26 protein-coding genes and 3 pseudogenes are annotated in these 24,227 nt (G+C 57.3%); 12 read left to right on the forward strand and 17 right to left on the reverse strand.

The annotated features are described in order from the left end of the window. Positions 1-86 precede the first annotated feature (86 nt). From C3L37_RS19870 to C3L37_RS19880, 3 genes are all read left to right on the forward strand, one after another. Entirely contained in the window at positions 87-797 is a 711-nt protein-coding gene (locus tag C3L37_RS19870; protein WP_228546385.1) for an ABC transporter permease subunit, read from the forward strand. 114 nt (positions 798-911) lie between these two features. Next, the gene (locus tag C3L37_RS19875; RefSeq protein ID WP_129116282.1) at positions 912-1,781 is read left to right on the forward strand and encodes a CPBP family intramembrane glutamic endopeptidase; all 870 of its coding nucleotides are present in this window, start codon (positions 912-914) and stop codon (positions 1,779-1,781) included. Positions 1,782-2,300: 519 nt separating this feature from the next. Next, a complete protein-coding gene (locus C3L37_RS19880) occupies positions 2,301-2,711 on the forward strand; it encodes a CPBP family intramembrane glutamic endopeptidase (RefSeq protein WP_129116283.1) in 411 nt (136 codons plus the stop codon). Between the two features lie 171 nt (positions 2,712-2,882). Here C3L37_RS19880 and C3L37_RS25905 read toward each other — a convergent pair. Next, positions 2,883-3,862 (reverse strand): annotated as a pseudogene (locus C3L37_RS25905) (DUF6920 family protein). A gap of 14 nt (positions 3,863-3,876) precedes the next feature. After that, positions 3,877-4,263, reverse strand: a complete 387-nt coding sequence (locus C3L37_RS19890) for a CPBP family intramembrane glutamic endopeptidase (protein WP_129116284.1) — start codon at positions 4,261-4,263, stop codon at positions 3,877-3,879. A gap of 64 nt (positions 4,264-4,327) precedes the next feature. On the opposite strand from C3L37_RS19890, the gene C3L37_RS19895 reads away from it, so the two are divergent. Next, entirely contained in the window at positions 4,328-4,621 is a 294-nt protein-coding gene (locus C3L37_RS19895; protein ID WP_129116285.1) for a PadR family transcriptional regulator, read from the forward strand. Between the two features lie 66 nt (positions 4,622-4,687). On the opposite strand, the gene C3L37_RS19900 is transcribed toward C3L37_RS19895, so the two are convergent. Then, entirely contained in the window at positions 4,688-4,900 is a 213-nt protein-coding gene (locus tag C3L37_RS19900) for a hypothetical protein (RefSeq protein ID WP_129116286.1), read from the reverse strand. A gap of 414 nt (positions 4,901-5,314) precedes the next feature. Between C3L37_RS19900 and C3L37_RS19905 the strand changes: the two genes are divergently transcribed. Then, positions 5,315-6,220 (forward strand): DMT family transporter, encoded by a 906-nt coding sequence (locus tag C3L37_RS19905; protein WP_164974824.1) that lies wholly within the window; start codon positions 5,315-5,317, stop codon positions 6,218-6,220. 35 nt (positions 6,221-6,255) lie between these two features. Here the strand turns inward: C3L37_RS19905 and C3L37_RS25910 are convergent. Further along, positions 6,256-6,423: pseudogene (locus tag C3L37_RS25910) on the reverse strand (EamA family transporter); the annotation flags it as partial. Between the two features lie 323 nt (positions 6,424-6,746). Further along, on the reverse strand, positions 6,747-6,881 hold the full coding sequence (locus C3L37_RS25435) for a hypothetical protein (protein ID WP_267195344.1): 135 nt from the start codon (positions 6,879-6,881) through the stop codon (positions 6,747-6,749). Positions 6,882-6,888: 7 nt separating this feature from the next. Between C3L37_RS25435 and C3L37_RS24545 the strand changes: the two genes are divergently transcribed. The 3 genes from C3L37_RS24545 to C3L37_RS19920 all read left to right on the forward strand — a co-directional run bounded on the left by C3L37_RS24545 (position 6,889) and on the right by C3L37_RS19920 (position 9,360). Then, the gene (locus C3L37_RS24545) at positions 6,889-7,053 is read left to right on the forward strand and encodes a hypothetical protein (RefSeq protein ID WP_164974825.1); all 165 of its coding nucleotides are present in this window, start codon (positions 6,889-6,891) and stop codon (positions 7,051-7,053) included. Between the two features lie 519 nt (positions 7,054-7,572). Beyond that, entirely contained in the window at positions 7,573-9,051 is a 1,479-nt protein-coding gene (locus C3L37_RS19915; RefSeq protein WP_129116288.1) for a hypothetical protein, read from the forward strand. Between the two features lie 81 nt (positions 9,052-9,132). Further along, on the forward strand, positions 9,133-9,360 hold the full coding sequence (locus C3L37_RS19920) for a hypothetical protein (RefSeq protein ID WP_129116289.1): 228 nt from the start codon (positions 9,133-9,135) through the stop codon (positions 9,358-9,360). A 186-nt stretch (positions 9,361-9,546) separates the two neighbouring features. On the opposite strand, the gene C3L37_RS19925 is transcribed toward C3L37_RS19920, so the two are convergent. Next, on the reverse strand, positions 9,547-9,918 hold the full coding sequence (locus C3L37_RS19925; RefSeq protein ID WP_394345818.1) for a carboxymuconolactone decarboxylase family protein: 372 nt from the start codon (positions 9,916-9,918) through the stop codon (positions 9,547-9,549). Positions 9,919-10,206: 288 nt separating this feature from the next. Here C3L37_RS19925 and C3L37_RS19930 point away from each other — a divergent pair, with 288 nt between their 5' ends. After that, on the forward strand, positions 10,207-10,599 hold the full coding sequence (locus tag C3L37_RS19930; protein ID WP_129116291.1) for a cupin domain-containing protein: 393 nt from the start codon (positions 10,207-10,209) through the stop codon (positions 10,597-10,599). A gap of 59 nt (positions 10,600-10,658) precedes the next feature. On the opposite strand, the pseudogene C3L37_RS19935 reads toward C3L37_RS19930, so the two are convergent. After that, a pseudogene (locus C3L37_RS19935) lies at positions 10,659-11,978 on the reverse strand (RNA-guided endonuclease InsQ/TnpB family protein). 308 nt (positions 11,979-12,286) lie between these two features. On the opposite strand from C3L37_RS19935, the gene C3L37_RS19940 reads away from it, so the two are divergent. Next, entirely contained in the window at positions 12,287-12,667 is a 381-nt protein-coding gene (locus C3L37_RS19940) for a DUF1428 domain-containing protein (RefSeq protein ID WP_129116292.1), read from the forward strand. 382 nt (positions 12,668-13,049) lie between these two features. On the opposite strand, the gene C3L37_RS19945 is transcribed toward C3L37_RS19940, so the two are convergent. The 8 genes from C3L37_RS19945 to C3L37_RS19975 form a co-directional block, all read right to left on the reverse strand. Next, positions 13,050-13,622, reverse strand: a complete 573-nt coding sequence (locus C3L37_RS19945; protein ID WP_129116293.1) for a dihydrofolate reductase family protein — start codon at positions 13,620-13,622, stop codon at positions 13,050-13,052. A 282-nt stretch (positions 13,623-13,904) separates the two neighbouring features. Further along, positions 13,905-14,408, reverse strand: a complete 504-nt coding sequence (locus C3L37_RS19950) for a DUF1772 domain-containing protein (protein WP_129116294.1) — start codon at positions 14,406-14,408, stop codon at positions 13,905-13,907. A gap of 570 nt (positions 14,409-14,978) precedes the next feature. After that, entirely contained in the window at positions 14,979-16,226 is a 1,248-nt protein-coding gene (locus tag C3L37_RS19955) for an RNA-guided endonuclease InsQ/TnpB family protein (RefSeq protein WP_129116295.1), read from the reverse strand. Between the two features lie 499 nt (positions 16,227-16,725). Further along, positions 16,726-17,286, reverse strand: coding sequence for a halocyanin domain-containing protein (locus C3L37_RS19960; protein ID WP_129116296.1), 561 nt, complete (start codon positions 17,284-17,286; stop codon positions 16,726-16,728). 179 nt (positions 17,287-17,465) lie between these two features. After that, a complete protein-coding gene (locus C3L37_RS19965) occupies positions 17,466-17,777 on the reverse strand; it encodes a DUF7521 family protein (RefSeq protein ID WP_228546388.1) in 312 nt (103 codons plus the stop codon). Further along, positions 17,774-18,172, reverse strand: coding sequence for a DUF7521 family protein (locus tag C3L37_RS26050; RefSeq protein ID WP_449267289.1), 399 nt, complete (start codon positions 18,170-18,172; stop codon positions 17,774-17,776). Before C3L37_RS26050 ends, C3L37_RS19965 begins: the two co-directional genes overlap by 4 nt. A gap of 1 nt (position 18,173) precedes the next feature. Beyond that, positions 18,174-18,521 (reverse strand): helix-turn-helix domain-containing protein, encoded by a 348-nt coding sequence (locus C3L37_RS19970; RefSeq protein WP_129116297.1) that lies wholly within the window; start codon positions 18,519-18,521, stop codon positions 18,174-18,176. Positions 18,522-18,777: 256 nt separating this feature from the next. Next, the gene (locus tag C3L37_RS19975; protein WP_164974826.1) at positions 18,778-19,623 is read right to left on the reverse strand and encodes a sensor domain-containing protein; all 846 of its coding nucleotides are present in this window, start codon (positions 19,621-19,623) and stop codon (positions 18,778-18,780) included. A gap of 329 nt (positions 19,624-19,952) precedes the next feature. Between C3L37_RS19975 and C3L37_RS19980 the strand changes: the two genes are divergently transcribed. Together C3L37_RS19980 and C3L37_RS19985 are read left to right on the forward strand one after the other, a co-directional pair. Further along, positions 19,953-20,228 (forward strand): hypothetical protein, encoded by a 276-nt coding sequence (locus tag C3L37_RS19980; protein WP_129116299.1) that lies wholly within the window; start codon positions 19,953-19,955, stop codon positions 20,226-20,228. 264 nt (positions 20,229-20,492) lie between these two features. Continuing rightward, positions 20,493-20,786, forward strand: coding sequence for a PadR family transcriptional regulator (locus C3L37_RS19985; RefSeq protein WP_129116300.1), 294 nt, complete (start codon positions 20,493-20,495; stop codon positions 20,784-20,786). Positions 20,787-21,175: 389 nt separating this feature from the next. Here C3L37_RS19985 and C3L37_RS19990 read toward each other — a convergent pair whose 3' ends face one another. Both C3L37_RS19990 and C3L37_RS19995 read right to left on the reverse strand, forming a co-directional pair. Beyond that, positions 21,176-22,930 (reverse strand): GMC family oxidoreductase N-terminal domain-containing protein, encoded by a 1,755-nt coding sequence (locus C3L37_RS19990; RefSeq protein WP_129116301.1) that lies wholly within the window; start codon positions 22,928-22,930, stop codon positions 21,176-21,178. Further along, positions 22,930-24,009, reverse strand: coding sequence for a hypothetical protein (locus tag C3L37_RS19995; protein ID WP_228546389.1), 1,080 nt, complete (start codon positions 24,007-24,009; stop codon positions 22,930-22,932). Before C3L37_RS19995 ends, C3L37_RS19990 begins: the two co-directional genes overlap by 1 nt. Positions 24,010-24,227: the final 218 nt, after the last annotated feature.

Below are 24,227 nucleotides of genomic sequence, written 5' to 3' on the forward strand. Positions count from 1 at the left end.
TCTATACAATTACCTTGAAAAAATATACACGCAACCTACACAATCCAACAAGTGATCGTGGATGTGGGTGCCGCAACTCAAAAACGATGGAGGTGTTCTTCACGGTCGGTCTCACCGGACTGTTCGTCCCTCTCGCTTCGATCATGGTCTGTTACAAGTCCCTCGCCGGCGAACGCGAACTCGGGAGTATCAAGCTGTTACTCTCGTTGCCAACCAACCGTCTGAACGTCTTCACCGGAAAGGTTGCCGGGCGGGCAGCGGTTCTCGTATTCGGTCTCGGCGTCGGTCTTCTCGTTGGCCTGGGGTTCGGTTCCGTACTGCTCGGGACGCTCAACCTGGGTGGAACGCTCGTATTCGTTCTCGTGACACTCGGCTTTGCGGCGATTTACGCGGGGATCATGGTCGGACTCTCGGCGACGACGGGTTCTACTTCACGTGCAACCACACTCGCACTCGGATTCTTCGTCGTATTCGAACTGTTGTGGGACGTCGTACCCATGGCCGCCGTCTACGTCGTCAACGGGTTCAACCTCCCGTCTGCGATGCCCGAGTGGGTCTTCCTCATCGGTCAGGTGTCGCCGTCTTCGGCGTATCTCTCGACGGTCGTCGCTCTTCTGCCCGGGTTCGCAGAGGTGGCCGGTGCAGCGCCCGCCCAAACGGGTGTCGGAGTCGAAGTAGCTGCAGTTGAGCCAGACCCGTTCTACCTGAGCCCGGAAGTGGGAATCGTCGTTCTCGCACTCTGGCTCGTCGTCCCGTTCCTCATCGGGTATTACCGGTTCAACGTCGCAGACCTGTAGCCCCACCTGTCCAATCACCACACACGCCAAATCACGATAATGACAAACGAGAATACGGAAATCGTCCGCCTCCCGACGGAATCGGTTTCTCTCGACGGAGGCGTCTAAGGACCCATGGCATCGCTACTCAAGCAACGAGTCGGTCAATACCGGATCACATCGTTCTTCGTGCTAGCGTACGCGTTTTCGTGGACACTCGATGCGATCCCGAAGCTCCTCGGAATGGAACCGTCATGGAGTCGGTGGTTCATCGAAGGCTTCCTGAGCCCGCTTTCACCGGGAGTTGCTGCTGCAATCGTCCTGTGGGCGAGCGGCGAGAGTGTCAGGAAGTGGCTCGGCGACATCTTCACTTGGCGCGTCCATCCGAAGTGGTACGCCGCCGCGATCCTGATTCCGTTCGCCATCACGTACGCGGCAGGAGTTGCCTCGTGGGCGCTTGGCGGTCCGATCGACTGGACTGCGTTCGATTTCGACCCGATCATGATAGTCATCGGAATCATTCTCGGGACGTTCATCGGCGGTGGCCAGGAGGAGTTCGGCTGGCGAGGATTCGCCCAGCCCGAATTGCAAGAACGCTATGGCGGATTGTCCGCGGCCCTCATCATCGGCGTATTCTGGGGGCTATGGCATCTGCCCCAGTTCGTTCCCGGAGGATTCCGAGCCGACTGGCCGCTCGAACTCGTCGTCGCTTACTTCGTCGGGATTATCGCGTTCTCCGTGCTTCTGGGGTGGGTGTTCAACGGATCAAACGGGAGTGTGCTGTTGGCTATGCTGATGCACGGAACGGACAACGCGACGACGGGGCAGGTCCCGCTCGACCTTGATGTCGTCCTCGTCGGTGATGCCATCGACTGGAGCACACTCGTCACGTTGAACGGGTCGCACGCGGTAATCACGTGGGTAGTTGTACTACTCGTCGTCGTAGCGACCGGCGTCCACCTCTACGATTACCGAGTCAGTCCGGATCGGAACACCGAGGCGTAAACCGACCACTGATTCGGAGAACATCAATAGACGAAGACACTACTCGCCTCCTCGGAGATGGATTGCTCATCGTGGACTCCCCTGTTTCGTCAGAGGGGCCGTGATGCTCGCACTAGGATCGCCAGTCGATATCCCGATATATGCACTGGGCGCGCTCGGCTTGATCTTCGTCGGCGCTGGCGCATCGGTGAAGAACCGGTCTTCAGTGAGGCGGAGTCTGTAGTACATGACGCTGACTGGTGAGTCGGGGAGGTCGATCCATCGGTTATCGCGGTATAGAGTCACCATCGCGCTAATCTGGGCGAGACTCGCGCTCGTTGCGTTGGTGATAACTCCGCTGATACTACGGACGACGACTCCGATCTTTCACCTCTTCTGGTTGGTCGTTCCTTTCGTCAGTCTCATTCGACACCGGGACACCGATCGTATTGGTTTCCGAACACCTGACCTTGGGACAGGACTTCGAGCCACGATTGCCGTAGGTGTCGTATATGCGATTCTACTCATCTTGGTTGAACCGTGGAGTGTGTCTTTGACCGCTTGCTCGTGCTTGCATTAGAAGGCCCAGATTCAACCTTTGCGTGGTTAGTTCGGTTTGATGGTTTGGGGCAATGGGCGGGGCTAACTCTGTTCAGCAGCTTTGTCACTCTGTACAGTGAAGAGCTGTTCTTTCGTGATTGGTTGCTACAGACGTTAAACCGTCGGACGCAACCGAAAGTGGCAGTCGTCGGTCAAGCAATCGTGTTCACTATCTTTCAGTCCATTCTCGTCTTCTTCTTTGAACCAATTCAGGCTGTGCTGTATCTCCTCGTCTATGTCTTCGGACTCGGCGTGATTCTCGGTGTCGCCTCTCAACGAACTCAAAGTATCTGGCCGGGATTAGCCGTCGCAACTGTCGCAAACCTCGTTCTCACGGCCATCCTCATCTGAATAGTACATTGAGGTCTCTTGCTGATCAAACCCTGTTCTGGAGTCAACACATAATGTCTATCAGTCGTGAGGTTTCCCAACAACGCCCGAAAAATTGCACTCACCGGCTGGCCTCGTGATGGTTCGTTCTGGAGTATTGGGTTGGTGCTATTGGCACAGCGAACACGCTGATTATCCCGTTCGGTACGTGATTTCCTCGATCGTCGCACGCCAGTACGGCAGGTCTCCTTCAGGGAGGTTCCACTCGACTTCTGCTTCGGTCGGAATTAGGATACCGTGCTGTTCCTCGTATTCGCGGAAATAGCCGGTCCAAGGCGCATAGGTATCGTCCTCCTGTCGGTAGCGTTCAGTAGTAACGCGTGTGATTCTGTGCTCGTCGTCGAAATGGAAGACGAGCGATGCAGTCACATCCCCGTGTTCGAGTGTTGCCCTGGCCGAACGGTCGTCGATCGGTTTCCACTCGACTCCCTGCGAGGGGAGGAGTGCCGTCGGGAACCAGACGGCTTCGGCGAGATACCGGACGAGTTCCCCCTCGTTCATCTCCGTGTTTGACCTGCGCTCGCAACGGGAACGACGCCGAACAGCCGTGCGCGTAACATTCCTTCGCCTTGCTCGTAGAGATCAACGACGCGCGCCGGGAGGTACGGGAAGACGTCGATCGTTGCGTCCCAGACGAACCCCGGCGGTCGAGTCGTGAAGTGTTGAGTTGCAGTAAGCGGTCGCCACGGAGCGTCCACTCCACCGAGCCGGAGTTCTCCGCGTTGGCGGAGCCTGACGTTCCGGACGAGGTGTTGTCCGTCCGTGAGTACCTCCTCAAAGTACGCTCTGACAGGAGCGGGAAGTCCTACGACCTCCTCTCGTGTATACTGCTGTGCCGTTTCTCGTTCGTCATCGGATTGGAGTGTGTTGATGTGCCTCTGAACAATGTTTGCGAAACGACGTTTACTGATCACTGCTACGCCAATGAGACCGAGGGTGACGACGAGACCACCATAGAAGATCCTTCTTATCGAATTTTGCTTGCCTTTCTTCGATTGGTGATTGATCATCGGTGATTTAAGAGCCGCTGGTTCTCTGTTCGACGAACCAATCCGGTCGTTTATCGTCTGTCCATCTGACTTCCTTAGTTGTCGATAAAAGGATTCTCCCATGTGGAATGATTGATCTACAATAGGACCTGGGCCGCCAGTAGCGTTGCGACGATGATTACCCCGTTTACCACGTTATGAGCGATGACCGGGGCGACGAGACTCCCCGTTTCGTGATACGCGATTGCGTAGTAAATGCCGAGGACGAATGCCAAGAGGAGCTGCGGAAGCTGAAAGTGGGACAGTGCTACTGGCGAGACGGTGAACCCCACGTGGGCGACGGTGAAGATCAGTGCGGCGATGAATCCGGCGAGTGGTAATTCGTGCTCGAAGACCGTGTAGACCGTGTCGAAGTACTGTGAGAGGTAGGTTTGAATGAACCCGCGGAAGAGAATCCACTCGACGTAACAACAGTTTCCCAACCTCCCAGATAACCAACAGAGACTCAAGATTTTTCCGTCCATCGATCACTCACTCACACCACAAAATACTGATAATTATATCCGTTGTTGGTGTCCCTTCTCAGTGATGACTCTCTTCGACCTCAGTGGCTTCCAGCGCGACCTCCTCACCGTCATCGCCGGCCACGATCAGCCCTCGGGCCAACAGATCAAAACAGCGCTCGAAGAAAACCTCGACGAAGAAATCAACCACGGCCGATTGTACCCCAACCTCGACACCCTCGTCAACACCGACTACGTCGAGAAAGGCCAAATCGACCGCCGGACCAACTTCTACCAGATCACCGACGAAGGCCGCACCGCCCTCCGAGAGCGTCGCGAGTGGGAAGCACAGTACCTGCGAGAGACCGCACTCGCCTAACCTCAAGCGTCACGCTGGAAACCCCCTCGGTCAGAGTGAATCCTGAGTCCAACCGAGACACCGAGCCTACGTAATCCGGATTTGCTCGCCAACATAGTAGATGTAGCCACGGTTGTGCAGGATATTCAACAGCCCCTCCGCAGATTCCTCGTCGAACTCAGACGCAATCACTGCGCGAGCTTGCTCACGAGGAAGGTCACCACCCGCATTCTCGACTGGCGACCGAAGCGCCTCAAGCGCCTCTTTCGCCTGCGGTGGGAGCGGTGTTCGAGAATTCATCTACCGGAAGTTGCAGGACGAGCCGTAATAAGTCTCAGTCAGACACGACTCTCAGACCGTGTTTCTGAAGCTTCTAGAAGCGTCGACCGCAAGACGATCCCATTCTCGTCGAGAGAAAGCGGTGTATCCACAATGCGACTACTGAGCGTATGCCGGTCCCGTGCACGGATTGGACGCACGTGACGGAGATCGATTCCGACGGCTTTGTTGAAACCCTCCGCGGTTGATACGACCGACGTGGTGAATAGACCGCCTGTGTCTATCAGCTACTCAACGAACTGGTTCGAATATGTTATAAGTAGCACGCTGAACAGGGGGCTCAACGGTTGCAACTGAGTTATCGTCAGCACATCGACGTTACACGTGTCAATGACCGAGCCTGCTTTTATGACTCCCCCTCTCGAGTATCCAATCGTGGATTCGACCCAGCACCGCGATCTCGCGCTGTTCGTCGGCCTTTCGTTGATGGGGGGTGGAGCGTTTCCTGCCGTCGAGACAGCCCTCTCTTACATGCCTCCGCTGCTAATTGCGGCTTTCCGATTTGACCTTGCCGGGTTGTTTATATTAGGGTATGCCATCATGACCACCGATACCTGGCGGCCATCTACTCGCGGTGATCTTCTCGCTATCGTGGGTGGTGGGGCTCTGTTTTTCCCGTTCGGACAAGGCATCTGGTACATCGGTCAGGCGCTCACTACGAGTGCCCTCTCCGGATTGATGGCCAGCCTCATCCCACTGTTGACCGCTGCTTGGTCGTGGGTTCTCATCCCCGAAGATCGAGTATCGAGGGAGAGCCTCGTGGGACTCGGTATCGGGTTCGTGGGTGTACTCCTCACCTTAGTGCCTGGGGATACCCCGCTCTTCAGCCAAGGCGCCGTCGGTAAATTGGTGATATTCGTCTCGGCAATCGGAACCGCATTCGGGAGTGTCCTGATCCGACGGGCAGAGAATGTTATCTCCATCCCTGCAGCGACCGCATGGTCGATGCTTCTCGGCGCCGGACTGATGCACGTGCTCAGTCCAGTCATCGGCGAGTCGCTGGCGGACGTGACAGTAAATGTCACGGTAGTGCTCGCCCTTGGGTACCTGACGGTGGTCTCGACTGCGCTCGCATACGTCATCTACTTCATCCTAATCGATCGACGATCTGCCGTAGAGACCAATTTGATCCACTATCTCTTCCCAGTCGTGGCGATCGTAGCGGGGTACGTGCTGTTCGGCGAGGCGCTCCCGCCGTTAGCACTCGTGGGCTTCGTATTGATTGCAGCGGGGTTCGGTGTTCTGAAACGACGAACGATCGTCGCCGAACTCATCAACTGATCGTCCCTCTGGGCGAAGTGTGAGCAGCTTGCTTGTTGAGCTACGAGGATGACAGCGTCACCCGCAAGCAGGAGTCCTGCGACTCTCATTGTAGTGATTTCGTCTCCAAGCGCGGCCGTCTCAGTGAACGCTGCGACGACGAAATACATGGCACCGAGAGTCGAAACGACCGTCGTTGAGCCACGTGAGAGACCGACGTGAACTATCTCGACCACAAGGGTCGAGGCTTCCTGCTTCGGCATCAGAACCTCCATCCTTCCGAGGAAGTACAGAGCGGTTCCAGACTCCACAGCCGTTCTCCTCGCTGGAACGATTCGGCCCATCCCCCACCTATCGTGGTTGATGGGCGCTCCCGAGCACGTCGAACGTACTTCAAGCGTCAGGTTTAGAAGACAAGTTGGAAAGGATACTCCAAGAAGTTGTATAGTAGGTAATGTTTGAATGCAAGCGTTGAACATCCGCTGAATTCCATATGAGACAGATTCCATATCGGGATCGTCTCGTAGTTGGGCTAGAGCTAGCCGTCTCAGAGGCGGAGACACGCCACGATCTCGTCGCGGCCGTCCTCGACATCGTCGGCGACGAGCACGGGGATTTCGTTCGATCGCGTCACCGAATCAACCGCGCAGGCGTACTTGAGTCCGCAAGTCGCGGGTGTCACGGGACACGTGGTATTCCTGCTCGACCTCGAGCAAATGCAGGAGAAGATGCGGACGATCGCCCCCGAGATCGGCGCGGTCGAAGCCGACCCCGAGGCGAGGACGCTCACGGTCGAGCGGGCGGGTCTTGTCCCCCAGAGTTCGTCGTCGCCCGTGGCCCGAGTGGGCAGATGATCGCGACGGATCTCCTCGATCGTGGCGAGCACGCTGACGTGACGCTGGCGCTCCCGTGGAAGCACGTCTACGACGGTGTCTCTCGCACCCCCGCGCGTAGTGCTCGACTACCCGCCCGGAACCGCGGCACTCGCGATTCGCGTCGTTAACCTCGCACCGACGTTGGTTGGCCTCTTCATTGGTCTGCCGACGCTCATCTTGTACTTCCTGAGCGGTAACGCGTCAATACTCGGGTTTGCGTATTACGCCGGGTCGTGGGCTTTCTACACCTCTCCGAGCCTTGCTGGCCGGCATCCATTCGCATACACCGTGTCGTGTTCGATTCCCTTTTACCACAAAACATTTATCAAATCACGTGAGATTAGTGCCACGAGATAGGTCCCCACACACATGCCTGACAGTCCAACCAGACGCCAAGTGCTGGCGTTAATGGGCGTAGCCACTACCGCAGGGTGTAGCTACCTCAACAGAGACGAACAGCCAGACCCGACCACTACCGACACGCCGACAACATCCCCCATGCCGAACGTCTCAGAAATTTATGATTCGATTATACGAGAACCGACGAAAAACGACCTACCGACCCCGCCGGAAGAAACCCCCGCGTTCGCCGTCACAAACGCGGGCGCGTACGAGTGGACCGATGACGCCAACGAGTGGCAACAACTCCCGTTAGGATCGGCTGAGAGCCCGCTTGCCGCAATCTACCTCGAACGCGAGCGGATCAAGAAGCGAACCGTCTACGGCCACGCGCTCGACGACCACGCCGCCGGACGCGCCCCCACCGCGCGGTGGGCGAGCTGGCCGATGCAGCTCCCGACGGCGATCGCGTCATACCCGGTGAATAAGACGAAACCCGTGCTGATGTTCCACTCCGAAGGGACTTACCCCCAAGAGTACGACGAGACGTTCCCGCGGATGAAAGAGCGCGGCATCCCGTGGATGATGGCCGCGACGCCAAACCGGATCGGCTCCGGCCTGGAACGCGAGCAGGTCATGGAAATGTTGATTCACGGATGCGAGATCGGTCTCTACACTGCTAACGGTGGCCACCTCGACGAGCGCGTCGAGAGCATCGACGATCTCGAAGAGATCTTACTCGATCAAAAGCGCGAACTCGAAGAAATGGGGTTCCCGGTCATGCACATGATGCCGCGGAAAGGCTCCGGGGTGAATACCGACGACATCGACGCCGCGAAAACCTACATGACTCGCACGGCCTTCGTCGCGAGCGGGCACGGGTACGCTGCCCCGAGCCTCGATCGGCCTGGCGCTGTCGGAAACATCGCACAGCACGGCGTCGCGTCGATCAAGATCGAGGACGGCGATCAAACCGCCGACGAAGCGAAAGCGATCATCGATCGGCTTGTTCAAACGAGCGACCGGCTTCGCTTCTTCTTCCATACGCACTACATCGACGACTGGGACCGTATGGAGGAAATCCTCGACTATGCCGTCGAGAAGCGTCGTCAGGGCGAGCTGGACCTCGCAACCTCGACCGGTGGCCTCCTCATTCCCTGGGATCTCCCCGACGGCAATATCGTCAACGACCCTGACGCATCTTTTGCCGACACGTTCGACGGCGGACTGTGGAAGGGCTACGGCGGAGACCCCGAGATCCGCACGACCGGCGGACACACTGGTGACAACTACTGGGCGATGGGAACCGATATAACCGGAGAGCAAACCAGCGGCATCTTTGAGCAGGGAATCACGCTTAACCCGACGTTCCCCGCCGGAATGATCGACTTCTACGCCCGCGCGCCCGGCGGCGAAGGCAACGTTACCGTGCGTCTCGACTCGTTCGCGAGCGACGTGCTCGAAGGCGAGGAATTCGACACCACGCGGACGGTCGGCAGCGAGTGGACGCGCGTGTTCGTCCCGTTCGGCGTTCCGCGCGCCGATGCCGGCTCACAACAGAGCGGCGGGTGGCGCGTCGCGATCTTTACCACCGACGCTGAGGTTCACCTCGACGACATCAATATCTACCCCTGTTGAAAATAGGGGTTGGTTTTGGATGGATGTCGTACCGGTAAGGACGGAACGGACCTACAGATGCACTCGCGTCTTATCGGCGATATGGTGTTCTTCGATCCGCTGTCGATCGACCGGATCAACGGTCGACCGGTACGCCTTCACCACCCCGACAGCCAGTCGGGTGAGGTGATGACACGGATCCTTTGCATCCTCATCGACGGTGATCTCGAGTTGTCGAAGCGTCCGGGCCGCAACGTCATCCACAATCTGCTGTGCCGTTGCGACGGCATTCAGCACCCACCCAACATCCGCGTGCCACTCACGCTCTGATTTCTGCGTGTCAGTCGTCTCTGCCCCCACTCGCCGATCAAAGATTGCCGGCGTTGTCTCTCGAAGAACGGCAGTCGCTTCATCGCATACCACCGCAAGCGCGGTTAAATACCGTTCCTCAGACGTATGATTGTATTCAGCGAAAAATATCGACGCGGGTAAACTTCTTCCCCCGTGTCGGTTGCGTCAGTCGTCTGCCGCGGCTTCTTGCTCTTTGATGTGCTTGACGATCTCGTCCGTTTCGACAACGAAGTCGTCCACGTTCACCTCGTTCCCATGAAGGATTGTCGAGAAGTACTTCGTGACGCTGGCGAGGTTGACCGCCTCCTCAAGTTCATCCTCCGTGACGCCCTCTAGCCGTGCATCCTCTTTGTGGAAGTAGGAGCAGTAGGGACAGCTGATAGCGGCTGCCACGCCGACGCCGATGAGCGCTTTCTCGCGTGCGGACAGGTCAGTTTCCCCGGCTTCGAGATCGCGGAACAGTCCCCAACTGTGTTCGCTCGCCGGCTCTGCAAGTAGCTCCATCCAGGTGGGTACTTGACCGAGTATTTCTTCCATCTCCTGCTGTGTGTCTTCCGATACCATGGACAATCACCTTCACCTCCCGCAGCCATCTATCTGGACGGTAGGAGATGCAATATGTAAATCGGCAGCACACAGCATGTAGCTTGTCACAACGGACGATTTTCTATAAAGTGTGTATCCAGAGTCACTCCTGTCCACTGTCGATGAGCCGTGACGGTACCGTGAACCGCCTCGGGGTCAAGCCCGAGACACGCGGCTTGCTCCGCCTGTAGAAGGCTGCTAGTCCGAGCATTTAATCACCGATCATCGACAGCCATAGGTATGGGTTACCATCTCATCGATCCCAACGACCTCGACCAGTGGGACGACCGTCCGACCGATGTCCGGTCACTCAGTGTTGCAGCAGGATACGACTATCAGAACTCAAAGCTCGGTCTTCGGGTCTACGAGCTCTCTCCTGGTGAGCAGTCCGGGCTTAGCTACCACTCCCACGATGAGCAGGTCGAGGCATTCTACGTTCTCGACGGGACGCTTCACGTCGAAACCCCCGACAAGACCTATGTCGTTGAATCCGACCAAGTCCTCTTCGTCGATCCTGGAAGCCCACAGCGAGCATTCAATCCCCAAACCGCCGAAACAGCCACACGTATCCTCGCCATCGGGGCGCCGTCAGTCGACGACGCGCACCCGTACGATCCAACTGACGACACTTGACATCCTCCCGCGCCTGAAGACGCGGGAATCCCACGGCACCGTACCGCTGAGTTGGGATATTACGGTTCGCGGTTAGCAACCTGTTCTCGTGGGGCGAAACCACCCTCACGACGGTCGAACAGGTGAACCGCTGGCTGTGCCAACCAGCTGTTATCCCTATCACCGCCGTCCGTGGCGAGACTCAGGAGTACCTTTTGCCGAATGTTCTCCGCACCATTCACGTCCGCATTCGCAACCGTATCACACTCCTTACACACGTACAACCCGCGTTCGACACGCTGGTTATCGTCCGTGTGACCACACGCCGAACACAACTTCGATGTGTCGCGTTCAGACACCAACTCAACGCCGATACCCTCCGCTTCCGCCTTGTAGTCAAGAAGCGTTGTAAGCTACCCACGACTACAGTCGTGGGAGGAATCGCCCTGCAATCTTGTGAAACGGTCGAACGCCCACCCGTGCAAGTCGAGATTGCCGTGGTCGCCCCAATTCCGAGACTCACCACTTTCGTCGTCTTCACGGATCCCACCGAGGTCGCCCACAGCAATCGTTCCGACACATCGTTGAACGCACTCCTCTACGATTGCTTTCGAGAGTGCGTGCAAGAAGTGCGTCCGGCGACCCGTTCGCTTGCGGTCAAGACGAGTGGCCTCCCGGGACGAGGAATCGTCGCACTTGGCTTTCTTCTTCGTGAAGTAGTATTCGTCCTCTTTAAGTACGCCACCGGGATACAACACGGATTCCCCGCCGAACGAGACGGCGGCGAAGTTGCAAATCCCGAGGTCAACACCGACAACTTCCTCACCCGGCGGTTCCGGGTCGATAGTGGTGCGACAGACGAATTGCAACCGCCACTCGTCGCGCGTGTAGACGGCGTGAACCTGTTGAATGTCCCACTCGGTTAGGTCAACATCTGGGCGAGTCTGGTACTCACACAGGATGAAGTCTGACCGGTGTTCTTTGAGGTTGCGGCCTTTCGAGAGGCGAACACGGGTGAACTGTGCGTCATGCTTGAAGCCAGCCGCTTTGAACGACACGGTTGAACGTGGGTGGGAGTCTCCGTTTTTGCGGTAGCCGGGCGGTCGGGCACGGCCGTCGTCGTTCCGACGCTTTGCGAACCAGCCGTTGAACGCTTCAGCGAGTTCTTCGAGAACGCGCTGACTGGATTGAGAATGTAAGTCCGTGTAGCGTTCGTGGTTTTTGAGTTCAGCTTTGAGTACCCCGTCATTGGGAATCTCGCCCGTTTCGTCCCACTGTTCTTGCGTGTAGTAGCGACCGACGTTCCAGAGTTTTGAGGCGGCCCATCCGAGGTGATCAAGGTCGTCACGAACCTGTTGCTGGTTCGGTATCGTGGCCTCGAATGTTCGGATGGTACGCATCGGATTCTGTCCTCATAACTGGTTATGAACGGTGTTCTCTAAATAGCGGGGGGTTGGCGTGGAATATCCGCCCTTGCTGTCGAGCGGTGGATTGTGTAGGAGTTATCGGATGCATCCTGCGGCTAAAGCCGCAGGTATTCTCCCTGATTCTGTATAACGACTCGGTTGGGAGACGGCTCGACGAATATCGGCTCCGGGTTCATGGTAAGTACAGAGGATGTATTCAGCAGGGCAAACTCTACAGATGAGATAAATCTTGAATGGCGTGAAAAAAGTTCAACTTCTATCGTGTCCTCTCTACGTAGGCTATGGAACGATACGTCGATGGTTTCGTCCTCCCAGTCCCGACCGAGAAACTCGATGCGTACCGCGAAATGGCCGACGAGGCCGGAGAGCTTTGGATTGAACACGGCGCCCTCGAGTACTTCGAAGGGGTGGGAGACGACATGGAGCCAGACATGGACGGGATGCAGGTACGGACCTTCCCACAACTTGCCGAAACCGGGGACGACGAAACGGTCGTGTTCTCATTTATTGTGTTCGAATCGCGGGAGCACCGCGACGAGGTGAACGCGAAGGTCATGGACGATTCCGCGATGGATCCAGAACAGGTCGCCGAGGACATGCCGTTCGACCCCGAGCGCATGGCCTACGGTGGCTTCCGCTCCATCGTCAGCTACGAGGGCTGAGTGAAGTTTGAGAGGCGTCTTTCGACGAAGAAGATACCGATCAGCAGCACCCGCTTAGTTACTCATGTTCACCCGTTAGTCCTGCGTTCATCGGAGCTCATATCACGGTGTTTCCGACGGCGGCACTCATCACACTCCCAATACTGAGCGTCAACCTCACTCTCGTTGACGGACGCTAAGTGTGCGAATAACGGCCCATAGTAGTGGCCTTCCGCCTGCGTACCGTCTCCAATACCACGCTACGTTCCCCGATCTGCGACTCGACGTCGAAGGAATGGTCGCCGATATCCATATTTCCCCCACATTATCCCTAAATGACATTAATTGGCAGGCGTCCTGCCTCTGTTTGTTATTAACGAGTGAAGATGAGGAGTTCTATCGGTTAGCTCTCAGTGGACTGTTGCACCTCATAGGTGAGCACCGCAAACACATCCCCCCGTTTTTCCACGTCAGCCAGTTTCAGGGGCGGGGTGGTGATTGTGCGCGGCAAGAGTGGTGCACCCGAAGCGAGCGTTACAGGAGCAACGCTGAGAATTATCTCGTCGAGTAGCCCCTGGTCATGGAACTGTCCGACGAGGTCACCGCCACCGACAAGCCAGACGTTCTTGCCGTCTGCGGCCTTCACCATATCCGCATGGACCGGCGCAACATCACCCTCCACGAAGTGAATGTCCGCGCCCTCGACCGCCGGTACTTCCCGAGTACTGAACACCCATGCTGGGACCTCGTACGACCACTTTCCCGGGTGCTCCAGTAGATTTTCGTGATCGATGATCCACTCGTAGGTCGTCGAGCCCATGGCCAATGCACCAATCTGGTCGATGAACCGGGAGTAATCAGCATCCACGCCCTCGATGTCTTCGATCTCCCCGAACTGAAAGAGCCAGTCGAGGGAGTTATCCTCATCTGCGAGATACCCGTTGATGCTCGTTGCTGTGTAGTATTGGGTCTTCATCTGTTCAGTCGCCGTCTAGGATGTCTTCTGCCGGGATAAAGGCTATATACCCCATCCAGATGCGCTCCATTCTCTACCCAAATCTCCTAAATTGGGGGTGTGGATTAAATCCGGATTTCAAGTCATGTGAATAACCGGTGGCACGCTACTCAGAGGACTAAGTTGGCCATCGGTGCAGCTCAGTACATATCGAATATTTGTCTGTTACTCAAGTGAGTCCCTCACCGACCCCCCCAACGTCTACGACGCTATAGTATTCGACATCAGACAGATAGCCACGAGTTATGAAGTCAGAAGTCTCCGCTTGTAATATTTCATCATCCCGATGAACGCCAGTACGGACGTGGCTACGCTGGTTCCGAGCCGAACCCAGTGTCCTACTTGGAACTCCCACGCCGTCTGTTTCAACACCTCAACTGAGTGTACAGCCACTCCCTCCTCGAACATAATGGTATTCCGTGGCCAGAAATAAAACACTGACAGGATGAACAACCCGATGACCAGTAAGAATACACTCGCTAACAGCCACGTACGAATACCTTCTACGCGCCAGCAGAGAACCACCGAACTGATCCCAAGAACGACCGCGAGCATCCCCACAGACGGAAAGAAGTCACTCGGACCGGCGACGGTAAGGAAGTCCATACTCGTCTGAAGCGATTCCGGGACGTTATGGAAGATGTTCGGATAGATGATGAACGTCTCGAATACGATTGCTCCAAGGAGGATCATTACAGCCCATACATAGGCGACGCTGGATGCGAACGCGAGTTTCTCTCTGTTCATACGAGTTTTCACAGCTACACAGACAGGGGATACGTCGATAAGAACGGAAGCAGAATCGCCGGATCAGCACCCCTGCATAAGGTATTTATAACCCCTATTTTAGAAAAGGTGATCGGCAGAGGTTCTCAGTGCGTTATGGTGCCACGGTGAGGCTTTGAGGATGGATCATTCCAGAGCCCGTACCCGAACGCGATGAACGCCAGATAGATTGGTAACTCAATTCCAAATGCCAGAACCCCGAGAATGGCAACGGAGCAAGAATGAACATCGAGGGGAGAATCAGCGCGAAGAGACCGGCAGCGACTCGGCTGACATCCGTCCGTCGCCACAGAATAACTCCGTACACGGTTCCGAAGATCCGCGTAGCGAAGAACGCAATCCCGATGAGGCTAGTGAACGGATCAATTGAGAACGCAAATACCCTCATCGAAAGAACAATCACAACGGTTGAGGTAGCATAGCTCACCAATGCTAGAGCAAGTAGTAGCGCTGTATTGTTCCCTCCGCCCCCATAAGCACTCTTGTAGCGAGCATTCCCTGCAAGTAGCATGATTGGTGAACTACCCTGCCCTACTCGTTCACGGCTTGCGCCGTTCGCTCCGTGAGGGCAGGGCTTCCTGCTTCCATGACGCGCTGTGCAGGAACCGCAGTGGTTCCCGTAGCGAGCGCAGTCTCCACAGGCATTGAATCGGAGTGAACCACTCCTACGTGATCGAGACCGCGAGCAAGAATGTTCAGCGCCGCGTTCGCGTCCCTGTCCGCTTCGAACCCGCACGACGGACACGAGTGTTCGCGCACCCACAGCGGTTTGTCGGTCGAAACACCACACTGCGAACACTCTTTCGTCGTTCCGCGTGGATCGACCGCGACGAAGTGCGTGCCTTCGCGGTCGCATTTGTATTCGAGCATCCGCAAGAACGTTCCCCATGACGCCGACGCTCGGTTGCGGCTGTTCGACGGGAGTTCCATCAGGCCCTTCGCGTCGAGGTCTTCGACGGCCACGAGATCGTATTCTCGCGCGTAGTATGCGGACAGTCGGTGAAGGAAGTCCCGTCGCTTCCGTTTCAAGTCGGCGTGACGCCGAGCCACGACGCGCTGTTGCGTGCGGTAGTTCGCTGAGCCGTGTTCCTTCCGCGAGAGCTTCCGTTGCTCACGTTCCAACCGCTCGCGTTCCTCGGAGAGATCGAGCGGCCCGACCGAGAAGCCGTCCGAATCGTGGGTGTACGAGAGAATCCCTACGTCGATACCGACGCACCGGCCGGGATTCTCGGGTGGCTCAGGCGGTTCCCGGTCTACTTCAACGCCGAAGGTAGCGAACCACTCGCCCGTCGGTTCCTTCTTGAGCGTGACCTGCTTGAGCTTCGCGTCGTCGGGGATCTCTCGATGAAGCCGAATCGGAACGTCCGCGAGTTTCGAGAGTGACAGGACAGTCTGACCGCCCTTCTTGTCGAGCTTGAAGCCAGAGTGACTGTACGTGAAACTGCGGAACTCGCGTGGTGGCTTCCACGTGAGGTGGCCGACGCCGTAGCCGTTCTGTTTGAGTTTCCCGAGAGACTTGATGTTCTGCTCAATCCGCATGACGGTGGTCTGAAGCACTGTCGAGTACACGTCCGAGAGGCCATCCCACCACACTTTCAGGGCGGGAAGCTCGTCGCGGACGGACCGGACGCGCTGGTTGAGAGTGCCCGCGTCCTTGGGGATTTGGTTGAAGCGGTAGAGCGCGTGATTGTAGAGTTGCCTACAAATATCGCGGTGGCGGTCCAACTCCTCGCGATGAGCGTCGGACGGTTTGAGACGATATTTGTAGGCGTAGTACATCCGCTACTCCCGTTCCTCGAGTTGGTCGCGGACGAACGACGAGAGGTTGAGGTGCTGATCCTCGACCCACTCGTCTTAGTCTTCGCGGATGGTGATAGTCTTCCGTTTCACCACAGTACTACTCATGCACGCTATACGTAAAATATTACCAATAACGTGGGCCTGTGGGCCGGCAGTATCGCACGAAATAGAGACGATGACGGCGTCATCAGAACGCTTCGCGTTCTGATTGGCTAACGAGACGCTTTGCGTCTCGTGAACGCTGTATCCCTTCCCTACGACCGAGCGAAGCGAGGTCGTTGAGGAAGGGGGCTTAGCGCCTGCAATTAGCTAATCGAACCGGGCTCGATACCCAAGCCTGTGCGGCTGATCGAGAGGAGGGAGAGTACGGTTCCGCCGAGACTACCTCCAAGACACGCTAGCTTGACCCGCTGATCGGAGTCCCAGAGTGACGTGCTGTTCTTCTCTTCAGATGTTTCTGTTGTCTGTTGATTCATGATTAGTTCTCTGACCCACCAGTCGCTTCTTCGACCACTATCGCACCCTTCATTCCGATCGACTCGTGTGGCTCACAGTAGTAGAGGTACGTCCCTGGGGACTCGAAGGTGTGTTCGAAGGTCATGTTCTGCTCTGGATTCCCACTATCGAACTCACCACCGTTAGCGACGACATTATGGTAGCCGTCAACCCAGTTCCACGTGACGGTCGTCCCTGGAGTGATTCGAATTGCCGCTGGAGCGAACGCATTCCGTCCAGCGTTACCTTGATCTCCTACCTTCACCGTTACCGATGTTTTCCCGGTCAGATCTCGGAGCGACTCGTAATTCCCGGTGTTCGCGAGCCACTCGTTCACACTCGTCTTGCCGTCGCCGTCGCTATCCCCGCCCGAACCCCGGGTATCACCTCCCAGGCAGCCGGCAACGGAACCGATGACAAGTATGCCGCTTGCTGACTGGAGGAGTTGGCGGCGGCTTACGGTGTGTCGTGGCGTCTGGTCGTTCTGGCTCTTTTCGTCGCCACGGACGAGCGTCTGTCCGGCGTCAGTTTGTCTGGATGTCATTCTGTGGTATCTCCAACGTCCTCTGAGGGGTGGGGTGTGGATATACAGAGAAGCAGAAACGCTACGGTGGCATTTGTGCGTAAAATATATATCGAGGGATCTTCGGAAAATTCTGTCAAACTATACATGACGAAAGCGTAACTCGGCGCACTACTGACTTGGCTTCGTCAACACCAAGTCTACGCCTTCGTGAGCGCGTAGAGAATCGCCAGCACGCCAGCAAGGTGTGAGAGCGTTATGACGAGAAGAATCTCCGCCTCGGTCGCGGTCGTCACTCCCTGGAGAGTGTAGTCCATAGTCACAGGAATCGTCGTCAGGAGCAGGATACCGACCGACAGATAGAGCATCGGACGGCTCGCATTCCGCCGGTACCCCCAATACGCAAGAGAAGCGACGAACAGACCAGCGAGCGCGGTCGTCACCGCGAAAATTGCGATTGCCCCCAGACTGTCGCCCAACGCGATCGGACTCTGAGCGAGCAGCCCCATCATGATTCGTCCTCCTCCGTATGAGCGGAATCGTAGTTTGTGCAGTCGGGTCGGCGGCGGGCGGTAGAGCCACCGATTGATTGGGTGACTCCGTAGATGGCATAGAGCATCGCTGCGAGCCCAGCCAGTTTACTCGAGTTAGCGATGGCAGATCGTACATGCGAGGCTACGTCGAGGTTTGTTAAGATGAATTGGCTCAGTATCGGTCCCGTAGTCAGGAGGAGGAGACCAACAGCGAGATATAGTCGGGCACGATCCCGATTTTGACTGTACCCACGAATTACGAGATATGCGACAATGAGCGCGAGTATCGCTGTAATGAGCAGACTAACGAGTGTGAGTGCGACAATAAAGGGTGACCCGCCCGTCGATGTCTGGAGGAGCGTTAGTGAAGTCATGTTATCGTAGCCCCTCGAAGAGGTCGGTAAAGCGGTCGGCAGCGTTCGCTTCACGATATTCAAGTTCTATGGTGAATTCACCGTTCTCCAGTTCGATTTCGATGCGTTCGAGTCGTGCAGTATACGTGTTGTAGTGATGGCCATCCCTGTCGAGTTGGAGACTTTCCTCGAGCAGCTCGTACTCTTGGAGACGTTCGATTCGACGATAAATGGTGGAGACAGACGCATTGCACGCCTCACTCAGTTCTTGTGCGGACATCTCCTGTGTGCTTGTCTGGATGAGGATAGCACGGGCATACTCGTCTTCGAGGAGTGCACCGATTGCTCGCACATCGCTGTCCTCAGTCATTCCGGATACGACGATGTGGCCTGGGACCAGCTGATAGAGGATAGCGTAGTGCGCTCTGTGCCATCATTCGTTTGAGTAGCATGAATCGGAGGAGCCACTTAAATGGATAGACGGCGTTGCTAAGGGTGGGACTGTGGGTAGGGATTCAGATCCCAAGCGTGAGTTTGTAGCGATCTATCGTCCGACTGTTGAGCTTGCGTCCTATACGTCTGCTTCCACGTGGTCACGGACACATCGTCAACAAGTGACAAGGGAGTCATCGGTGGTTGCGCTGCCAAGACGTTGGCCAGTAGCGCGGTGTTGTCAGCATTCGTCGTGCGTAGGCTGCCCAGAGTTCTGCTGCGGCGTTCCCAAACAGGAGAGTACCCCATAGAAGTACAAGGCCAAACGCGGAGACGAGGAGTGCACCGAACAAGGTTTCGATGTGCCACGAAACAAGGCGGAATGTTGTGGTGAGACCAATGAGGAGAGAGTCCCAGCCGAATAAAATATCGAGTGTGAAGTTGGAGGTAGGGAGTGGCCAGTATGCGGAGATCGGGCCGTCTTGATAATAAGTGGGTGCGAATAGAAAGCTCACCGCTGTAGCGATTCCGGAGGCCAGGAGGCCAAAGGTGATCGTCCCGTAGACGAATTCCGAAAGTAGATATCCCACTGCTCTCCACGTCTGCGAAGCAGTCACAAGGCGTTTGGAGCGCTCCCAGCGTGACCCATCTATATCGGGTTCTCGCGCTGGAATAGCCGTCTCTAAGAGTATCCCCACGAGACGTCGTTCGAACCCAGCTAGTTCGACGATGATACCAAAGAGAATGAAGAGGAGGGGAATTCCGATTCCAATCATGATAAGTGAAATCCCGGTGAAGAACCCAACAATCAGTAGGTTAAAATAAATTATTCCCAAGGGAAACATCAAAATAAGATAGAAGAGTTGCTTGTAGGTCTGGAATCGTAAGGGAGAACTCAGTAACTCCTTGATCGAGGAAGAAAGATCGTTGTCATTCGAAAGCGCGTGAGCAGACATGGTGTCGATATCCACTTCCCGCCGAGGCAATCTATATTTGTCGTAGCTTTCAACGTGTTTAACTGACGTGGTTGTCTTCGTCAATCTCAGAGAGCCATTGTCAAACTAATTGGATTTCTGATGACTATCTCTGTAAAAGCCACGTCATCTCAACGTAAAGACTGGGTGAGATTCATCTCAACCACTTCAGTTCGGACTATTCGCCGTATATCCATTACCACAGTCGACACCGGGATGAGAACCAGAATTGAGTCATTCCTCAAGTAGAACCAATATCGCCCTGTAGGCCGTCAATAGAGGGGAGAGGATATCCAATGTTGAGATCGCAGGAGGCCCATAACGATAGGCGAAGATGACGACTTCCACTCTGGAACACGCGGCTGCTGTCCGACGGCCGTTGAGAGGCGACACCCATGTCAGATATGAGACTGGACCTGCAAACGGACACGCTCGATGAAGGGACGGTCACGTATGAGGACGTCCGTATCGTCATTATTCCTGAAGGGCCGTTTCATCACAAGGTGCTGGTGAGCCACGCTGACGGCGACCGTGCTGACCACGCCGTTGAACACGTCGCTATCAACACGACACTGGTTCACCTGAACAGTCCCATTTGGTTCATCGGCGCGGATCTTGACGTTGGTGTCCCCATTAGACAAGTCGGGGAGACGGCGTGGGTGTGGCCCTGACCTAATCACTGACTATACCGATCCCTTACGAAGCTCTCGTACTTGATATGCGTCCTAAACCGTTTGACTAACCCACACCTCCCCCTCCAACTCAATGTGGGTTAGGAGAGAGCCACCCTCAAGCCATCTCCTCGCCCGGCGTGACAACAGTTTCCCAACCTCCCAGCCAATCAACAGAGACTTAAGGCTCTTCTGTCCATCGATCACCCACGCACACCACATAATGCTGATGAGTATATCCGTTGCTGGTGTACCTTTTGAGTAATGTTTCTCTTCGACCTCAGTGGCTTCCAGTGCGACCTCCTCATCGTCATCGCCGGCCACGACCAACCCTCCGGCCAACAGCTCAAAACAGCACTCGAAGACGCCCGCACCGAAGAGATCACCCACGGGCGCTTGTACCCCAACCTCGACGGGCTCGTTGACAGGGGCTACGTCGAGAAAGGCGAGATCAACCGCCGCACCAATTACTACGAAATCACCGACAAGGGCCGAGATGCCCTCCGAGAACGTCGCGAGTGGGAAGCACAGTACGTCCGAGAGACCGCACTCGCCTAACCTCGAACGTCACGCTGGAAACCCCCTCTGTCAGTGTGAATCCTGAGCCCTCACGAGACACCGAGCCTACGTAATGCGGATTTGCTCGCCAACATAGTAGATGTAGCCACGGTTGTGCAGAATAGTCAACAGCCCCTCCGCAGATTCCTCGTCGAACTCAGACGCAATCACTGCGCGAGCTTGCTCACGAGGAAGGTCACCACCCGCATTCTCGACTGGCGAGCGAAGCGCCTCAAGCGCCTCGTTTCGCTCGCGATATTGATGTCACAACCTGATCGATTCGAAATCAGGGACATCGGTCACTCGAGCCCTCACCTCAGTGTCGGCTATCCTCGTGGTCCAGTGAACATCTCTGGTGAGTCCTCATGAGCCCGTTCACAGCGAGACCGCTAGAAGTAGCGGTCCGCGATGCGGTCCGCGGTCCGCAGCGCGAGGGCCTGTCCACTGTTCGTCGGGTTCGGTCCCCCGACGCCGTTGGCCAGTGCAGAGTGGTCGGCGACGAACAGTCGGTCGACGTTCTTCGCCTCGGCGCTCGCGTCGAGGACCTCACCCATCCGCATCGACGACTGCATATGCAACAGCAGGGGCGGCCAGTCGCACCGGTGAACGTGCTCGGCGCCGGCCTCACGGTGGATACGGGCTGCGATGCGGGCAAGTTCGTCGCGCTTCGCATCGTCGTCCGGGTGAGGCTCCCATCGTACCTTCGGGACCGCCCCGTGTTCGTCGGCGAAGGTGGTGTCGAGCGAGACACCGTTGTCCTGTCGTGGCAGGTCGTCGGTGAGGATGAGCAGCGCTTTCGTCTGGCGGTAGTCGGACATCCGGCGCTTGAGTTCCTCGCCGACGACGTAGCCACGGGTGTCCCACGGTTCGTCCGGGTCGACCGGCGTGTCGAAGCTGTAGCCCGCCTGGCTGAACAGGTAGTCGGCGTACGACACGAGTCCAGGGGACATCCCGATGTCCTCCATCCCACCGACGCCGGGCTTGTCGAGCCGAACGGCGGAGTTCTGCCCGATGTACGGGTCCATGTGCTCCCCCTCCGGATTGATTTCTGCGATGGTCTCGTCGTCGTAGACGCCAACGATCCAGTCGAACCAGTGGGTCGTTAGCCCCTTACCGACCCAGCCGTCGTCCGGAAGGCCCGCGTTGAGCCAGAGTCGCGGCGTCTCGATGCAACCACCTGCGAGGACGACCACGTCGGCTTCAACGGTCTGAGTCCGGCCGGACCAGCTATCGCGGAAGGTAACGCCGGTCGCCTCCAGCCGGCCGGAGCCCTCGTCCGTCTCGACGTCCGTGACGTAGGCGTTCGGCCTGATGGCGACGTTCCCCTTCGAGGAGTCGTCGTTGGTGTCGAGCGCCCGGGGGACGTAGCCCACGTTGCTCGACTTGCGGGCCTTCTCCCGGACCGGAGCGTCGACGGGCGTTGAGGATCCCTGGAAGTGGTCGCCGACAAGTGTGTCGCCCCGGAAGCCGTCGTCGTAGCTGAACGAGCCGTCGTAGTCGGCGTCCAATGGTTTGCCGGTCGACGTCTGCCGGCCGGGTACCTCGACGGCGTTGGCCTGTGGTCGCCACCCCGTCTCGGTGACGTTCGTCGTCTCGATAAGGGGGTAGCCGGCATTCGTCGCCCCCTCGATAAACACCTCCTCCTTGCCGGTCATCGGCGCTTGCTGAGTGCTCGTTAGTTCCTCGTTCAGCTGGTAGTACGGGACGAGGTCCTCGTAGTCGATGGGCCAGTGGGGCTGGTCGTTGAACGCCGTGGGGTAGCCCCGCGGGTGATTGGCGAAGTAATGCAACGAGGTGCCGCCGACGGCGCCGACCTGCCATATGAAGGCGTTCTGGTGGAGATTGCGGAACCACGGCGCCCGCGAGTGGTCAGCCGGACCAACGCGCAGGTAGCCGTAGGTAGGGTCGTTCGCGTCGGCCTCGCGGTGGGTGAACTGCTCGTCGAGCAGTTTCCCGTCGAGGTCGTCGGGGTCGGTACTTACCGTCCCACCCGCGTCGGCGTGCGGTTCGGGCCACTGCTCGTTACCGTGCCACGGTCCACCCTCCAGCACGAGAACGTCGAGACCGTGGTCCTCGGCGAGTTTCCACGCGGCAGCCGGTCCGTCCGCACCGGCACCGACGACGACGACGTCGGGGTCCAGCATCACCGCTCACCCCCGATGCCCTCGATGACGTCATCACCCGTCAGGTCGTCTGGGAGCTCCAGGTCCTCGACGTCCGGGTCGTCGAACCCTCCCTCGACGGCGTGACGCCAGTTCGCGGCGTGTCCGGGAGCGGGCCCGGGGTAGCCGCTCTGGGCTCGGCTCTGGACCTCACCGGGAGGTTTCTGCATCTCCCGCTCGGTTGGCGTGTTCGTCTTCGTCTCACCGAGTCCGGACCACTCCGTGTAGTAACCGAAGCCGTGGAGTCCGTTGACGGCCATCACGACGTACTTCAGGATACCCACGTCGGGCACCAGTGGCGACAGCAGGTCGTCGAGACGGTCGACGACGCCGTCGTCGACGATGGTCCAGAGACATCGAAGCCGGTCCTCGGGCGCGAGCGTGGTGAACGTCCCTCCGGCCGGGAACTTCTCCGAAAGAGCCACTGGATCCTGGTTCTTTCCTTGGGCGAGGAACTCAGCCGCGACGACGTCGAAGACGAGCGTGAACGCCGGCGCGTACGGATAGTTCTGGAGCACCCGTCGATACTCTTCCGTCTCCGTCGCGACGGTGACCTCGAACTCCGCCACCCCCTCGACTTCGGCGTCGAGGAGCGCGACATCGAAACGCTGGGCCGCACCGAACGTCAGGTGGTCCTCGAGGGCGTCCGCGTCCAGGTCCAGCCCAAGAAGATCGAGGAGGCTAAGGTCCGCGAGGTCAAGCAGGGCATCGAGGGGCGAGCCGGATCCGGTCACGTCAAGCGTTGTCTCGAGCAGGTCGACGGGCATCGCGAGCCCTGACGGGTCCGTCTTTTCGGTGACCAATTCCGTTCGGATCTCCTGAAAGTGGTTGAAGTCCCAGATGAGGAACTTCTCCAGTTCGACATCGAGACCCCCGGGGACGTGCTCCGAACCGAGTTCGTCCCCGAGCGCCGGCGTCCGGGGGATGATCGCGTCGACGATCGCCCGATACGTGTCGGCCGTGTGGGGGTCGCTGAACAGCGGGTTGTTCGTGGCTGCCCGTGCCTCTGCGACCGTCGCATTGGACATCGAGAGCACGGCGAGGCCACCGATACCTTTCATCATTCGCCTCCGGGTCAGAGAGTCGTCGTTAGAGTCTTGCATGGTCGTCACTCGTAGGTTCACGTCAACAACCGACAGTCGACTTGTTGGCGAACCGTACCCACCCAATACAATAGTAATAAAATAAATCTTCGTAATAGACAGAATTATCATATTTGCAGAGTGACACGATAAATAGTGATGTTCCGTAGAGTAGCTTAAAGTCGTCTATTACTCCG

It is taken from the genome of Halegenticoccus tardaugens (assembly GCF_004116405.1).
Classification (GTDB): domain Archaea; phylum Halobacteriota; class Halobacteria; order Halobacteriales; family Haloferacaceae; genus Halegenticoccus; species Halegenticoccus tardaugens.

Coding starts and splice junctions, on each gene's coding strand:
- C3L37_RS19870 (WP_228546385.1), top strand. CDS start 87: ATGGAGGTGTTCTTCACGGTCGGTCTCACCGGACTGTTCGTCCCTCTC.
- C3L37_RS19875 (WP_129116282.1), top strand. CDS start 912: ATGGCATCGCTACTCAAGCAACGAGTCGGTCAATACCGGATCACATCG.
- C3L37_RS19890 (WP_129116284.1), bottom strand. CDS start 4,263: ATGGACGGAAAAATCTTGAGTCTCTGTTGGTTATCTGGGAGGTTGGGA.
- C3L37_RS19895 (WP_129116285.1), top strand. CDS start 4,328: ATGACTCTCTTCGACCTCAGTGGCTTCCAGCGCGACCTCCTCACCGTC.
- C3L37_RS19900 (WP_129116286.1), bottom strand. CDS start 4,900: ATGAATTCTCGAACACCGCTCCCACCGCAGGCGAAAGAGGCGCTTGAG.
- C3L37_RS19915 (WP_129116288.1), top strand. CDS start 7,573: ATGCCGAACGTCTCAGAAATTTATGATTCGATTATACGAGAACCGACG.
- C3L37_RS19920 (WP_129116289.1), top strand. CDS start 9,133: ATGGTGTTCTTCGATCCGCTGTCGATCGACCGGATCAACGGTCGACCG.
- C3L37_RS19925 (WP_394345818.1), bottom strand. CDS start 9,918: ATGGAAGAAATACTCGGTCAAGTACCCACCTGGATGGAGCTACTTGCA.
- C3L37_RS19930 (WP_129116291.1), top strand. CDS start 10,207: ATGGGTTACCATCTCATCGATCCCAACGACCTCGACCAGTGGGACGAC.
- C3L37_RS19940 (WP_129116292.1), top strand. CDS start 12,287: ATGGAACGATACGTCGATGGTTTCGTCCTCCCAGTCCCGACCGAGAAA.
- C3L37_RS19945 (WP_129116293.1), bottom strand. CDS start 13,622: ATGAAGACCCAATACTACACAGCAACGAGCATCAACGGGTATCTCGCA.
- C3L37_RS19950 (WP_129116294.1), bottom strand. CDS start 14,408: ATGAACAGAGAGAAACTCGCGTTCGCATCCAGCGTCGCCTATGTATGG.
- C3L37_RS19955 (WP_129116295.1), bottom strand. CDS start 16,226: ATGTACTACGCCTACAAATATCGTCTCAAACCGTCCGACGCTCATCGC.
- C3L37_RS19960 (WP_129116296.1), bottom strand. CDS start 17,286: ATGACATCCAGACAAACTGACGCCGGACAGACGCTCGTCCGTGGCGAC.
- C3L37_RS19965 (WP_228546388.1), bottom strand. CDS start 17,777: ATGATGGGGCTGCTCGCTCAGAGTCCGATCGCGTTGGGCGACAGTCTG.
- C3L37_RS26050 (WP_449267289.1), bottom strand. CDS start 18,172: ATGACTTCACTAACGCTCCTCCAGACATCGACGGGCGGGTCACCCTTT.
- C3L37_RS19970 (WP_129116297.1), bottom strand. CDS start 18,521: ATGACTGAGGACAGCGATGTGCGAGCAATCGGTGCACTCCTCGAAGAC.
- C3L37_RS19980 (WP_129116299.1), top strand. CDS start 19,953: ATGTCAGATATGAGACTGGACCTGCAAACGGACACGCTCGATGAAGGG.
- C3L37_RS19985 (WP_129116300.1), top strand. CDS start 20,493: ATGTTTCTCTTCGACCTCAGTGGCTTCCAGTGCGACCTCCTCATCGTC.
- C3L37_RS19990 (WP_129116301.1), bottom strand. CDS start 22,930: ATGCTGGACCCCGACGTCGTCGTCGTCGGTGCCGGTGCGGACGGACCG.
- C3L37_RS19995 (WP_228546389.1), bottom strand. CDS start 24,009: ATGAAAGGTATCGGTGGCCTCGCCGTGCTCTCGATGTCCAATGCGACG.